General features: G+C 72.8%; 12 protein-coding genes and 1 tRNA gene. 12 read left to right on the forward strand and 1 reads right to left on the reverse strand.

The genetic code is table 11. From position 1 onward, the window contains the following. The first annotated feature begins 5 nt into the window (after nt 1-5). The 9 genes from ACFYXV_RS13110 (at nt 6) to ACFYXV_RS13150 (ending at nt 8,731) form a co-directional block, all read left to right on the forward strand. Entirely contained in the window at nt 6-788 is a 783-nt protein-coding gene (locus tag ACFYXV_RS13110; RefSeq protein ID WP_389382898.1) for a phosphonatase-like hydrolase, read from the forward strand. Beyond that, a complete protein-coding gene (locus ACFYXV_RS13115) occupies nt 785-1,834 on the forward strand; it encodes an ABC transporter ATP-binding protein (RefSeq protein WP_389382899.1) in 1,050 nt (349 codons plus the stop codon). The genes ACFYXV_RS13110 and ACFYXV_RS13115 overlap by 4 nt, the downstream gene beginning before the upstream one ends. Next, a complete protein-coding gene (locus ACFYXV_RS13120; protein WP_385462087.1) occupies nt 1,827-2,795 on the forward strand; it encodes a 2-aminoethylphosphonate ABC transporter permease subunit in 969 nt (322 codons plus the stop codon). The genes ACFYXV_RS13115 and ACFYXV_RS13120 overlap by 8 nt, the downstream gene beginning before the upstream one ends. Continuing rightward, nucleotides 2,782-3,579 (forward strand): ABC transporter permease, encoded by a 798-nt coding sequence (locus ACFYXV_RS13125; protein WP_389382900.1) that lies wholly within the window; start codon nt 2,782-2,784, stop codon nt 3,577-3,579. The genes ACFYXV_RS13120 and ACFYXV_RS13125 overlap by 14 nt, the downstream gene beginning before the upstream one ends. Before the next feature lie 31 nt (nt 3,580-3,610). Beyond that, a complete protein-coding gene (locus ACFYXV_RS13130) occupies nt 3,611-4,702 on the forward strand; it encodes a 2-aminoethylphosphonate ABC transporter substrate-binding protein (RefSeq protein ID WP_385462093.1) in 1,092 nt (363 codons plus the stop codon). 134 nt (nt 4,703-4,836) lie between these two features. Further along, the gene (locus ACFYXV_RS13135; protein ID WP_385462096.1) at nt 4,837-6,363 is read left to right on the forward strand and encodes an alkaline phosphatase family protein; all 1,527 of its coding nucleotides are present in this window, start codon (nt 4,837-4,839) and stop codon (nt 6,361-6,363) included. A gap of 146 nt (nt 6,364-6,509) precedes the next feature. Continuing rightward, nucleotides 6,510-7,289, forward strand: coding sequence for an HAD-IIA family hydrolase (locus tag ACFYXV_RS13140; protein ID WP_385462099.1), 780 nt, complete (start codon nt 6,510-6,512; stop codon nt 7,287-7,289). A 79-nt stretch (nt 7,290-7,368) separates the two neighbouring features. Then, a complete protein-coding gene (locus ACFYXV_RS13145; RefSeq protein ID WP_389382901.1) occupies nt 7,369-8,046 on the forward strand; it encodes a hypothetical protein in 678 nt (225 codons plus the stop codon). A gap of 10 nt (nt 8,047-8,056) precedes the next feature. After that, on the forward strand, nt 8,057-8,731 hold the full coding sequence (locus tag ACFYXV_RS13150; protein WP_385462105.1) for a class F sortase: 675 nt from the start codon (nt 8,057-8,059) through the stop codon (nt 8,729-8,731). 50 nt (nt 8,732-8,781) lie between these two features. Here the strand turns inward: ACFYXV_RS13150 and ACFYXV_RS13155 are convergent. Continuing rightward, nucleotides 8,782-8,855 (reverse strand) — tRNA-Lys (locus ACFYXV_RS13155). 249 nt (nt 8,856-9,104) lie between these two features. On the opposite strand from ACFYXV_RS13155, the gene ACFYXV_RS13160 reads away from it, so the two are divergent. The 3 genes from ACFYXV_RS13160 to ACFYXV_RS13170 all read left to right on the forward strand — a co-directional run bounded on the left by ACFYXV_RS13160 (nt 9,105) and on the right by ACFYXV_RS13170 (nt 13,632). Next, nucleotides 9,105-10,577, forward strand: a complete 1,473-nt coding sequence (locus ACFYXV_RS13160) for a peptidoglycan-binding protein (RefSeq protein WP_389383067.1) — start codon at nt 9,105-9,107, stop codon at nt 10,575-10,577. Nucleotides 10,578-10,588: 11 nt separating this feature from the next. Further along, nucleotides 10,589-12,811, forward strand: a complete 2,223-nt coding sequence (locus ACFYXV_RS13165; RefSeq protein ID WP_389382902.1) for an SPFH domain-containing protein — start codon at nt 10,589-10,591, stop codon at nt 12,809-12,811. Between the two features lie 215 nt (nt 12,812-13,026). Continuing rightward, a complete protein-coding gene (locus tag ACFYXV_RS13170; protein ID WP_385462325.1) occupies nt 13,027-13,632 on the forward strand; it encodes a lytic polysaccharide monooxygenase in 606 nt (201 codons plus the stop codon). Nucleotides 13,633-13,677: the final 45 nt, after the last annotated feature.

Below are 13,677 nucleotides of genomic sequence, written 5' to 3' on the forward strand. Positions count from 1 at the left end.
GGAACATGAGCAATCCGAGCAACGTGAGCAATCCGAGCAACGTGAGCAATCCGGGCACCCTGAGCAATCCGGGCACCCTGAGCAGCCCGAGCACCGCCGACAAGGGGTCCCGCGGACTGATCGTCCTCGACATGGCCGGCACCACCGTCGCCGACGGCGGCCTCGTCGAGCGCGCCTTCGAGCTCGCCGCCGAGCGCATCGGCGTCGAGCCGGGCACCGCCGACCACGAGGCCAGGCTCCAGTACGTCCGCGACACCATGGGCGAGTCCAAGATCTCCGTCTTCCGCCACCTCTTCGGCACGGAGGAGATGGCCCAGCGCGCCAACTCCGCCTTCGAGGAGGCGTACGGCGAGCTCGTCGACGGCGGGCTCATCGCCCCTGTCCCCGGCGCCCGCCAGACCATCGAAAAGCTCCGCGCCGACGGCCGCACCGTGGTCCTGACCACCGGCTTCGCCCGCGTCACCCAGGACGCCATCCTCGACGCCCTCGGCTGGCAGGGCCTGGCCGACCTCACCCTGTGCCCCGCCGACGCGGGCGGCCGCGGCCGCCCCCACCCGGACATGGTGCTCGCCGCCTTCCTGCGCACCGGCGCCGCCGACGACGTACGCGACGTCGTGGTCGCGGGCGACACCGCGTACGACATGCTCAGCGGCCGCCGCTCCGGCGCCGGGATCGTGGCCGGTGTCCTGACCGGCGCCCACGACCGCGCGGCGCTCACCGCTCACGGCGCGACCCACGTCATCGAGTCGGTCGCCGACCTGCCCGCGCTCCTGCCGAGGCCGGCGTGAGCGGCATCCGTTTCGAGGGGGTCAGCGTCGCGTACGGCGGCAACACCGTCCTGGACCGCCTCGACCTGACCGTCGAGCCCGGCGAGGTCATGGCGCTGCTCGGCCCCTCCGGCTCCGGCAAGACCACGGCCCTGCGCGCGGTCGCCGGCTTCGTACGGCCGGCCGCGGGACGGGTGCTGATCGGCGGCCGGGACGTCACCGCGCTCCCGCCGCACAAGCGCGGCATCGGCATGGTCGTCCAGCAGTACGCGCTCTTCCCGCACATGCGGGTCGAGGACAACGTGGCCTTCGGCCTCAAGGCGCAGAAGGCCCCCAAGGCCGGGATACCCGGGCGCGTCGCCGAGGCGCTGGAGATGACCGGCATGGCGGCGTACGCCAAGCGCTACCCGCGCGAGCTCTCCGGCGGGCAGCAGCAGCGCGTCGCGATCGCCCGCGCGCTGGCGATCCGCCCCGGGGTGCTCCTCCTCGACGAGCCGCTGTCCGCGCTCGACGCCCAGCTGCGCTCCGGGATGCTCGCCGAACTGGCGCGGCTGCACCGGGAGCTGCCCGACGTGTCGATCCTCTACGTCACCCACGACCAGGTGGAGGCGCTGACGCTCGCCGACCGGATCGCGGTCATGGACAAGGCCCGGCTCCAGGACTGCGGCACTCCGCAGGAGCTGTACCGGGCGCCGCGCACCGAGTTCACCGCCTCCTTCGTCGGCAACGCGAACCTGATCCCGGTGACCGTCGCCGAGTCCGGGGCGACGTTCGCGGGGCGGGCCCTTGAGCTCGACCGCGGGCGCGCCGTCCCCGGGGCGCACGCGACCCTGTGCGTACGGCCGCACCTGCTCGGCCTCGGCGCCGGCCCCAACGCGCTGAGCGGCACGATCACCGAGGTCCAGTGGCGCGGCTCCACGCACCGGCTGTACGTGGACGTCGAGGGCCACCGGATCAAGGCGGACCTGCCGGAGCTGCGCGAGACCCCGGCGCTGGGCGACCAGGTGACCCTGCACTTCGAGCCGCGGGACGCGGTCCTGCTGTCGGCGGGGGTCACCGATGGCTGAGGTCCCCGCACCCGCCGCCACGACCCTCCCGCACCGGACCCGGACCGGGCGGCAGACCGTACGGACCGTACGGAGCTCCGCGCCGAGCGGGCCCGCGGGCCCGGCGGGCGCCCCCGCGGGCCGCGGCGCGCGGGCACCGCGCGGGGTGCCCGGCTGGCTGTGGTCCCTGCCGCCCGTGGCCGCGCTCGCACTGGTCTTCCTCTATCCGCTCGCCCTGGTCGTCCAGCAGTCCTTCAGCCCCGAGAACGGCGGCGGCGCCTTCGACGCGTATGCCTCCGTCTTCCGCTCGCACTCCTTCCGCGAGGCGCTCGGGACCACGGTCTGGCTGGCCGCCGGAGCGACCGCCGGCTGCCTCGTCCTCGGCTTCGTGCTCGCGCTGATCATCGCCTTCGTCCCCTTCCCCGGGGCCAAGGCCGTGGCGAAGTTCATCGACGTCTTCCTCTCCTTCCCCTCCTTCCTCATCACCCTCGCCCTCCTGTTCATCTACGGCACGGTCGGCATGGCCAACGGGCTCTGGACCGATGTGAGCGGCAGCGCCGAGGGGCCCTTCCACTTCCTCACCACCCCCTGGGGCGTGCTGCTCGCGGAGATCACGTACTTCACGCCGTTCGTGATGCGCCCGCTGCTCGCCGCCTTCTCCCAGCTGGACACCGCCCAGCTGGAGGTGGCCTCCTCGCTCGGGGCGAAGCCCGCCCGGATCATCCGGCGGGTGATCCTTCCCGAGGCCCTCCCGGCGCTCGCCGCCGGCGGCAGCCTCGTCCTGGTCATGTGCCTCAACGAGTTCGGGATCGTGCTGTTCACCGGAGCCAAGGACGTCACCACGCTCCCGATGCTCGTCTACGGAAAGGCGATCCTGGAGTCCGACTACGCGGCCGCCTGTGTGGTCGCCGTCGTCAACATCGCGATTTCCGTCGGCCTGTTCGGCCTCTACCGGGTGGTGAGCAAGCGTGCTGGTGCATAGCAAGAGCGGCCGCTGGGCCGCCTGGGGCCTGTTCGGGTTCCTCTTCCTGCCGCTCTTCGCCATGCCGCTGCTCGTCGTGGTGACCGCGTCGTTCTCCACCCACTGGTCGGGGGCCTTCCCCTCCGGTCCGACGACGGAGAACTACGCTTCCGCCGTGCAGGGCGAATCCCTCCAAGCGCTGACCACCTCGCTGGTGACCGCGCTCGTCGCGAGCCTGCTCGCGCTCACCGTCGGTACCTGGGCCGCGCTGGCCGGCGCCCGGCTGAAACGGCGCGGGAAGCGGTCCCTGGACGCCCTGTTCATGCTGCCGGTCGCCGTGCCGTCCGTGGTCGTGGGCCTCGCCGTCCTGGTCGCGTTCAGCAAGCCGCCGGTGCTGCTCAACGGCACCAGCTCAATCGTGATCCTGGCGCACACGATTCTTGTCACGGCGTTTGCCCACCAGTCGGTTTCGGCCGCCATCGTTCGTCTCGACCCCGCGTACGAACAGGCGGCGGCCTCCCTGGGCGCCCGTCCCGCGTACGTGCTGTGGCGGGTCAAGCTCCCCCTCCTGCTGCCGTCGCTGACGGCGGCCGCCGGACTCTGCTTCGCCCTGTCCATGGGCGAGCTGAGCGCCACGATGATGCTCTACCCGCCGGACTGGATGCCCCTCCCGGTCCGGATCTTCACGGCCACCGACCGCGGTTCTCTCTTCGGAGGGTCCGCCGTCGCCGTGGTCCTGATGGCCACCACCCTGCTGGTCCTCCTGGCCGTCTCACGCATCCGCACCAGAGCCGCGTTCCGCTGACTCCCTTTCCCCCGTAAGGAAGTTCTCCTCCATGTCCAGAAACCCCAACGGCCGTCGCAGCCTCCTCCGTGTCACCGCCGCCGTCACCGGCAGCCTCGCCCTCGCCGGCGGCCTCACCGCCTGCGGCGGTTCGAGCACCTCCGCCGGGTCCAAGGGCGGCGAGAAGATCGTCACCGTGTACAGCGCCGACGGCCTCAAGAGCGAGAAGGGCGACGGCTGGTACGACAAGGTCTTCGCCGAGTTCACGAAGAAGACCGGCATCGAGGTCAAGTACGTCGAGGGCGGTTCGGGCGAGATGGTGCAGCGCGCCGTCCGCGAGAAGACCAACACCCAGGCCGACGTGATCGTCACCCTCCCGCCGTTCATCCAGCAGGCGGACGGCAAGGGCCTGCTCCAGGCCTACAAGCCGCAGGGCTCCGACAAGGTCAACGGCGCCGACAAGGCCGCCGACGGCAAGTGGACCTCGGTCGTCAACAACTACTTCGGCTTCGTCTACAACAAGAAGGAGCTCGCCGAGGCGCCCAAGACCTGGGAAGAGCTGCTGGACGGCAAGTACAAGGGCAAGCTCCAGTACTCCACCCCGGGCGTCGCGGGCGACGGCACCGCCGTCCTCGTCAAGGCCATGCACGACTTCGGCGGCAAGGAGCCGGCGCTGGAGTACCTGAAGAAGCTCCAGGCCAACAACGTCGGCCCGTCCTCCTCCACCAGCAAGCTGGCGCCGAAGACCGACAAGGGCGAGCTGCTCGTCGCCAACGGCGACGTCCAGATGAACTTCGCGCAGTCCAAGTCCATGCCGAACCTGGGCATCTGGTTCCCGGCGAAGGACGGCGGCAAGCCCACCACCTTCGCCCTGCCGTACGCGGCCGGCCTGGTGGACAAGGCCCCGCACACCGAGAACGGCAGGAAGCTCCTCGACTTCATGCTCAGCGAGGAGGCCCAGAAGCTGGTCAGCGAGGTCGGCGGCGGCTTCCCCGCGCGCACCGACGTCAAGCCGACCGACGCCAACGCCGTCGAGCTCACCAAGCTGATGAGCGGCGTCGAGATCTTCGAGCCCGACTGGGCGGACATGGACAAGAACCTGGCGAGCCACGTCGACGCGTGGAAGTCGGCAACCGGAAGCTGATTGGTCGCCTCCTGGTCACCCACGACCAGGAAAGTGACGCTTGCATAACGGGTCTGGACCGAAGACCGCACCTTCGGTCCGGACCCCGCGCATGTCCACCTGCGCCTTCCCCACGATTACTCCCGGAGGAGTACGTGCCCACTGTCCTGTCAGGACGCGCCCTCGCCGTGACCGCCACCGCCACGGCCCTGCTCGCCACCGCCCTCGGCGCGCACACCGCCACCGCCGAGACGGCCGCGGCCCCCACCGACAAGGTCCTCGTCATCGGCATCGACGGCACGGTCCTGGACCGCGTCAAGGTTGCCAACGCCCCCAACCTGCAAGGCCTGATGGCCCAGGGCCTGACCGCGAAGAGCACCCTCTACGCGAACCCGATGGCCGCCACCTCCTCGGGCCCCGGCTGGTCCACCATCGCCACCGGTGTCTGGCCCGACAAGCACGGCGTGAAGGACAACACCTTCACCGGCAAGAACTACACGGCCTACCCCGACTTCCTGACCCGCATCGAGAACGCCAAGCCCTCGCTCAACACGTACGCGGCCGCCGACTGGGAGCCCATCACCTCCACCGACGCGGGCGGCCCGATCTTCTCCGCCAAGGTCGACAAGCGCCTCTCCCTCAAGGGCGACCGCGACGGCTACGGCACCGAGGACCCGAAGATCGCCGCCGCGGCCGCCGCCGAGCTGCAGGGCCAGAACCCGGACGCCGCCTTCGTGTACTTCGGCCAGGTCGACGGCGCCGGGCACTCGTACGGCGCCGCCAGCCAGCAGTACCTCGACGCGATCGGCCGCGTCGACGTGATGGTCGGCCAGCTCCTCACCGCCGTGCAGAACCGGCCCACGTACGCCCAGGAGAACTGGAAGATCCTGGTCACCACCGACCACGGGCACACCGACGCGGGCGGCCACGGCGGCTCCACCATGCAGGAGCGCGGCACCTTCGTCATCGCCAAGGGCGCGGGCATCCCGGCCGGTTCGGTCCGCAGCGACGTCAAGCTCGTCGACGTGGCGGCCACCGCGATGGCACAGGTCGGCGTCGACGCCGGAGCGGCGATCGACGGCATCCCGCTGAACGCCCCCGACGACAACGACCCGTTCGACACCCTGCGTCCCAACCTCCAGGCACGTGTGGACGAGACGGGCATCCCGGCGGGCGTGAAGGGCTTCACGCACACCCCGCCGGCCGGCTGGTCGATCGACAACTCCAAGATGGGCACCGGCGGTGTCACCGAGTGGGCCGGCTGGGCCTTCGCGACCGACGAGTTCTGGAGCCAGTCCCAGCGCGACCAGTGGCGCGAGCTGAACGTCCGCTCCCGCGACGTGTTCGCCGTCGCCGACTCCGACGAGTGGGACGACAAGTCGCACACCGGCTCCTACGACTCCACCCTGATCACCCCCAAGTGGGCGGTGACCGGCGGCACGGTGAAGAACCTGACCTTCCAGACCCACTACCACCACGAGGCCGGCCAGACCGCCCAGGTCCTGGTCTCCTACAACGGCGGCGCCCCGACCCTCGTCAAGAGCTACACCGCCGACGCGGTCGCCAAGGCGGAGTCCCTGGCCCTCCAGGTCCCGGCCGGCGCCACCGACGTCCAGGTCCGCTTCCGCTACGCCGGCACCAACAACTGGTACTGGACCGTGGACAACGTCAAGCTCGGCTGATCCACGCCCGCAGCGCAGGGCAGGGGTCCGGGCCGTGGACGCCCTCGTCGTCCGCGGCCCGGCCCCGATAGGGTGGTAGAGACCACAGGCCAAAGGTCAGCGGTCACAGGTCAGAGGTACGGCCACCGAGAGCGGAGAACAGTCCCGTGGCAGAGCGCAAGCCGATCGAATCCTGGCTCACCGACATGGACGGGGTCCTCATCCACGAGGGAACCCCGATCCCCGGCGCCGATGCTTTCATCAAGCGGCTGCGCGAATCCGGCAAGCCCTTCCTGGTCCTGACCAACAACTCCATCTACACCCCGCGCGACCTCCAGGCCCGCCTCTCCCGCATGGGCCTCCACGTCCCCGTCGCGAACATCTGGACCTCTGCGCTCGCCACCGCCAAGTTCCTCGACGACCAGCGCCCGGGTGGCACCGCGTACGTCATCGGCGAGGCGGGTCTGACCACCGCCCTGCACGACATCGGCTACATCCTGACCGACCACGAGCCCGACTACGTGGTCCTCGGCGAGACCCGCACGTACAGCTTCGAGGCGATGACGAAGGCGGTCCGCCTGATCAACGCGGGCGCCCGCTTCATCTGCACCAACCCCGACGAGACCGGCCCCTCCACCGAGGGCCCGCTGCCCGCCACCGGCGCCGTCGCCGCGCTGATCACCAAGGCGACCGGCAAGCAGCCGTACTTCGCCGGCAAGCCCAACCCGCTGATGATGCGGACCGGCCTGAACGCCATCGGCGCGCACTCCGAGAGCAGCGCCATGATCGGCGACCGGATGGACACCGACGTCCTGGCCGGGCTGGAGGCCGGGATGCAGACCTTCCTCGTGCTGACCGGACTGACCTCCGCCGAGGACACCGAGAAGTTCCCGTACCGGCCGACCAAGACCGTCGACTCGATCGCCGACCTGGTCGATCTCGTCTGATCCGAACGGGTCAAACGCGCGGCGCTCCGGATGCGGAGCGCCGCGCCGCGCGTGAACCTCCTTGATGAGGAGGTTCACCATGCGCAGTGCTCTGATCGCTCTCCGTGCCACCGGGGTGGCCGTCGCCCTGACGGCGCTCACCGCCGTGTCCGCGCCCCTCGCCGCGGCGGGCGAGGAGAAAGGCGGCAGCGTCTCGGTCGATCCGCGCCAGGCCGAACCGGGGGCGCAGGTCAAGCTGCGCGTCCACGGCTGCGAGGACAAGTGGGCGACCGCCAAGTCCGCCGTGTTCGTGTCGGAGGTCCACCTGTCCTCCGGCCGCGACGGGGACAAGTCGCTCTCGGGCGACGCGATGATCAGCTCGCACGCCCAGCCCGGCTGGCACCCCGTCCAAGTGAAGTGCGACGGGGGCGAGGACCGGATCCGCGGCACCGTCGAGGTGGTCCGCCGCCGCGACGACCGCGAGAAGGAACGCGACCGGCCGGACCCCCACCGGACGCCCGTCTGGCCCGTCCACGCGGGCGGCGGCGGGATGTCCGCCGAGCTCGCGGCGACGGACCGGGCGGTACGGGCGGCGCAGGCGGCCCGTGACGAGGCCGCGGCGCAGGCCCAGGACCAGGCCGCGGCGGCGAAGAAGAACCACGGCGGCGAGGGCCCGGGCCTGCCGCACACCGTGATCGGCGCCGTGCTCGCCGCCGCGGCCACCCTGGCCGTCGCCTTCCGGGCGCTGACCCTGCGCCGGCGCCGCAGCGGCGAGTGAGGGCACCGCGGTGACGGACTCGGGGGAGCCGAGGTCCTCCGGCGGCGGGCGGCTGCTGACCTTCGCCGCGTGGTCCGTGCTGGTGCTCGGCCTGTGGCTGTGGGGGCGGGAGATCACCGGCGTCCCGCCGAGCCCGTCGTCGGGGCTGGCCGGCGGGTCGGCGCTCCCGGTCCCGGGGCTGCCCGCGGCGCACGCGCCGCTGGCGGCCTCGGTGCCGGCGCGGGTCGACGTACCGTCGATGGGCATCCGGGCGCCGGTGATCTCGCGCGGCCTCGACGCGCAGGGCGCGATCGAGCCGCCGCCGTACGAGAGCCCCGGCACGGTGGGCTGGTGGGGCGGCGGGGTCAAGCCGGGTGAGGCCGGGGCCGCGCTGCTGGTCGGGCACGTGGACACGGCGTCGAAGCCGGCGGTGTTCTACGGGCTGAGCTCGGCCAAGCCGGGCGGCACGGTGCGGGTGGCCCGGATGGACGGCTCGGTCGCCGAGTTCACGATCGAGGACGTACGGGTCTACGAACGGGCCCGCTTCGACGCGGACCGGGCGTACGGCCCGCGGATCAGGGGCCGGGCGGAGCTGCGGCTGGTGACCTGCGGGGGCACGTACGACAAGGCGGCCAAGGAGTACACGGCGAACGTGGTCGTGTCGGCCTACCTGACGGGGGAGGCCCGGCCCGGCGCGGCGGCCTGAGGCACACGACGAAGAAGGCCCCCACTCGCGTGGGGGCCTTCTTCCGTCTGTGCGCCGCCAGGGACTCGAACCCCGGACCCGCTGATTAAGAGTCAGCTGCTCTAACCAACTGAGCTAGCGGCGCTTGGTGACAGGGAAAACTCTACCCCACCTCCAGCGGTGCTCGTGACCAGCCGCGCCCGCCTTGTCCGATTAACCCATGTTTGGGTGGTTTATCGTGCACGATATGTCTGGGCCGAGCCGAATCTGATGCCCCGACAGACGCAGGGCCCGCCTGACCAGCGACGAGCAGGGGAGTGGACGGAACCGCATGACGATCCAGCCTCCGATGCATGTGCAGATGCCTGCACCGACGATGCCGGCATCGATGCCGATGCCGATGGCCGTCTTCGAGGAGTACGAGCCCGCCGGCGACTGCGTCTGCCTGGGCTGCGCACAGCGCCGGCGCGCCCTCGCCCGCGCGCGGGCCATACCGCTCCGGGACGGCGGCCACCCGGCCGCCCGTGGGGTCCGCAGGGCGCTGGTACTGGCCACCGCGGCGGGCGTGGCGCTGGGCGCGGGCGGCTCGGCGGCGCTGGCGGCGGCCACCCCGGTCCCCGGCCCCGGGCCGGTCTCCCTCGACACCCCCGGCGGCTCCCCGCAGGGCGGCCGGTCCCCGCTGCACGGACGCCCGGCACCGGCGAAGCCGGCGGGTGCGCCGGGCGCGCCGTCGGCCGTGAAGCGGATCGACCGGACGTCGATCATCACGCGGGCGAAGGTGTGGCTGGACGCGAAGGTCCCGTACAGCATGTCCACGTACTGGTCCGACGGTTACCGGCAGGACTGCTCCGGCTACGTCTCGATGGCCTGGAACCTTGGTACGAACGAGTGGACCGGCAGTCTCGACAAATTCGCCACCAAGATCACGAAGGAGGAGCTGCTGCCGGGGGACATGCTGCTCTTCCACAACCCCTCGGACCCGACGAACGGCTCGCACGTGGTCCTCTTCGGGGGGTGGGTGGACGAGACGCGCACGCACTACGTCGCGTACGAGCAGACCCGTCCGACCACGCGGAAGGGGGCGACGCCGTACGGCTACTGGAACAACGCGACGAAGTACGTCCCGTACCGCTTCAACGGGGTGACGAGCGGCCTCGCCGAGGACCCGGCGGCGACCGACCCGAAGCCGGCGGTCCCGACGGTCTTCCCCGGAGCCACGCAGTTCGGGCCGGGCGCGAACAACGAGCACGTCGCACAGCTGGGCCGGATGCTGATCGAGCGGGGCGGGCGGCGCTTCTACCCCAAGGGCGCGAACACGGCGTGGAGCGACGCGGACCGGCTGGCCACGCAGGCCTTCCAGAGCGCCCAGGGCTGGACGGGCACGGACGCCGACGGCATCCCGGGCACGCACACCTGGCAGCTCCTGGTCGAACACAAGGGCAAGGACATCCGCCCCACGGTGGAGGGCGCCCCGGGATCTCCCCCGAGACCGGGCCTGCCGGGCAAGCCGGGATCGCCGGGCAAGCCGGGCAAGCCGGGATCGCCGGGCAAGCCGGGGATTCCGGCGGTGCCGGGCCGTGTCGGGGTGCCGGCCGCCGCTGCCGGGGCGCCCGGCAGGCATCCCGGAATGCCGGGCTACCCGGGGCTGTCGGTGTTCCGCCCCGGGTCCTCGAACCCGTTCATCACCGCCCTCGGCCGCCAGCTGGTGAAGAAGGGCTTCGGCAAGAACTACACGTCCGGCCCGGGGCCCCGCTGGAGCGAGGCCGACCGTCGCAGCGTCGAGGCCTTCCAGCGCGCCCAGGGCTGGCGCGGAGCCGAGGCCGACGGCTACCCGGGCCCGGAAACCTGGCGCCGGCTGTTCGCATGACGGAGGCAACGATGTACCCCACGCGCACCACCTCGACCACGGGCACCTTCCGCATCCCGCCGGCGCCGCCGCAGGCCGCGGCGGTCCGGGCCACGGGCGACCTGTACGCCCCGGCCCTCCGCCCCCAACCGGCCCCGGCCCAGGCCCCGGCTCCGGCTCCGGCCCCGGCTCCGGCTCCGGTCCCAGCCCCTGCCCCTGCCCCTGCCCCGGTTCCGGTCCCGCCGGCCGAGGTCCGGCCCGTCAGCCCGCTCCCGGCGCCGTGCACGGCCCCTGTCGGTCCCGAGTCCGGGGTTCCGGCCCGGGCGCTCGGCACGGTGGTCGGCGGTCCCGGGGCCGCGGCGACGGGCGCGGACGCCGGGGACCCGGTCCCTGCCGCGGCCGTTGCCCTGCCGCACGGGCGGCCGGCGGTGGAGAGCGCCTGGAGCGAGGTCCCGGCGGCCCGGATCCGGGTCGAGCCCGAGCCGGTGCACGCGCTGGCCGGGGCGGGCGAGCGCGCCGAGCCGTGCGGGAGCCCGTACGGCCACGAGCCCGAACCGCTGGGCTCGGTACCGGCCCCGGCGGCGCACCCGCACCCGCACGCGGGGGTGCCCACCCTCCGCCTGCGGGCCGAACCCGCGCCCCCGGCCGGCCCCGGGACGCAGCCGCACGCCGAAGCCGGGTCGGATGCAGCGCCCGGCGCCGACGCCGGGCCCCGGGGGCCGTACGCCAGAGCCGGTCTCCCGGCCGGTTTCCACGCGCAGTCGGCGGCGGACGGGCCCGGGAACCGGCACGGCGACGCCGGCCTCCCGGAACCCTCCGCTCCGCAGCCCCGACCCCAGCCGGTGCAGGGCGGGTTCCGGGCCCGGCCCGGTCAGGTCTGGCCCTTCGCCGGCCCTGAGGCGGACGGCCCCGCGCAGCGGTACGGCGAGCCCTGGCCGCCCGCCGCCCCGGAGGGCGCCCCCGTGACCAGCGCTCCGCACGTCCCGCCCGCCCCGTACGTACCTCAGCCGCACGACGGGGCCGAAGCCGAGTCCGAGCACCGGCCCGGCGTGGTGCCCGGGCCTGCCGCGCCAGACGTCGTGGCGCATGACGTCGCCGCGCGGGACGTCGTGGCGCGGGACGTGGAGCCGCGGACGGACGAGGGGGATGCGGAGGGTCCGCCGCAGGTCGCGCCGGGGCGCGGAGCCGCGGCGACCGAGGTCCCCGCGCACCTGCCGTTCGCCGCGGAGTCCCTCCCGGCCGGGGCACCGGCCACCCGGGCCGGCCACCGCGCGGCCCACGCCCCCGCTCCCGCCCGCTCCGAGCGGCCGAGCCCGAGCCCGGGCCCCGGCCGGGCCGAGCCCGGGCGGCGGGTGCCGCGCGGGGACGAGCGGCTGCGCGAGCACCGCGGCCCCGTGCTGCCCGGCTGGGTAGGCGTCGGCGTCGGCGCCCTCGCGCTCACCGGCTGCCTCGCGGTGCTCTGGCGGGCCGGGGCCGTCCCCGCCCCCTTCGTGGCCGCCTTCGGCGCGGCCCCCCGCGCCTACCAGGGGCTCCAGGCCACCCACTGGCCCCCGCTCGCCTTCCTCGGCATCGTCGGGCTGCTCGCGCTCGGCGGACTCGGCCGCGCGAAGGCCGGCCACGCCTGGGTGCTCACCCTCTTCGGCCGCTACCGCGGCACGGTCCGCCGTACCGGCCTCACCTGGGTCAGCCCCCTCCTGCTGCGCCGCCGCGTCGACGTCCGGCTGCGTCACTGGCGCAGCGAGCCCATGCCCGCCGTGGACTCCGGCGGGCTGGCCCTTCGGGTCGTCGTCCAGGTCGTCTGGCAGGTCAAGGACACGGCCCGGGCCACCCTCGCCGTCGAGGACCACACCGAGTACCTCGCCGAGCAGGTGGAATCGGCCATGGCCCGCGTCCTGTCCCAGCTGCCCGCCGACGCCTTCCACGAGGACGCCCCCACCCTGCGCGACTCCGAGGCCGTGGGCGACGCGCTGACGCGGATGCTGGCGACCGAGACCGAGGCGGTCGGGATCGAGGTGTACTCGGCCCAGCCGACCCGCATCGAGTACGCCCCCGAGGTCGCCGAGGCCATGCGGCGGCGCCGGATCGCGGCGATCGACGCCAAGCACCGGGACACGGTGCTGACCTCGGTCGTGGACGCGGTCGACGACACCGTCCACCGGCTGACCTCGCGCGGGCTCGTCGAGCTCGACGACTACGAGCGCAAGGCCCTCGTGAAGGACCTCACCGTCGCCTTCTACACGGGGCGTCCCGAGTAGCGGGAGCAGCGGACACAACAGGCCCAACAGCCGTAACAGGCGCAGCTGACGGAGAACGGGTGGCCGGTATTCATCGGGCCACCCGTTCTCCCATTGGTCTGGACATGGCCAACTCCCGTCAATAGCCTGGTACTTGGTCTAGACCTGAATCCCCGCGCGTGCGCACGCTCTCATCGGACCCCCCACGTTCAAGGAGCATCATGCGTCCCATCCGCATGCCCGTTCGCCTGCCCGGACGAGCCGGCGCCGCCACGCTCGGCCTCGGCGTCATCGCCGGCCTGGCGCTGCTCACCGCCCCCACCGCGAGCAGTCACGGCTACACCGACACCCCCATCAGCCGCCAGAAGCTCTGCGCCAACAAGACCGTCGCCGACTGCGGCCCGATCCAGTGGGAGCCGCAGAGCGTCGAGGGCTACAAGGGCTTCCCGGCCGCCGGTCCGGCCGACGGCCAGATATGTTCCGGCGGGCACGGCGAGTTCGCGCAGCTCGACGATCCGCGCGGCGGTGCCTGGCCCACCACCAAGGTGACCAGCGGGCAGAGCTACGGCTTCCGGTGGCAGTTCACCGCCAACCACTCCACCACCGACTTCAAGTACTACGTGACCAAGAACGGCTGGGACCCCACCAAGCCCCTCACCCGCGCCTCCCTCGAATCCCAGCCCTTCCTCACCGTCGCCTACAACGGCGCCCGGCCGGCCATGACCACCGTCCACCAGGGCACGATGCCGAGCGGCAAGACCGGCCGGCACATGATCCTGGCGGTGTGGACGGTCAACGACACCCCCATGGCCTTCTACTCCTGCTCCGACGTCCAGTTCTGACCCTCGGGCCGATTCAGTTCTGACGGGACGTCAGCTACCCTCCGG

Origin of the sequence: Streptomyces sp. NPDC002181 (assembly GCF_042890485.1) — a bacterium.
Taxonomy (GTDB): Bacteria; Actinomycetota; Actinomycetes; order Streptomycetales; family Streptomycetaceae; genus Streptomyces.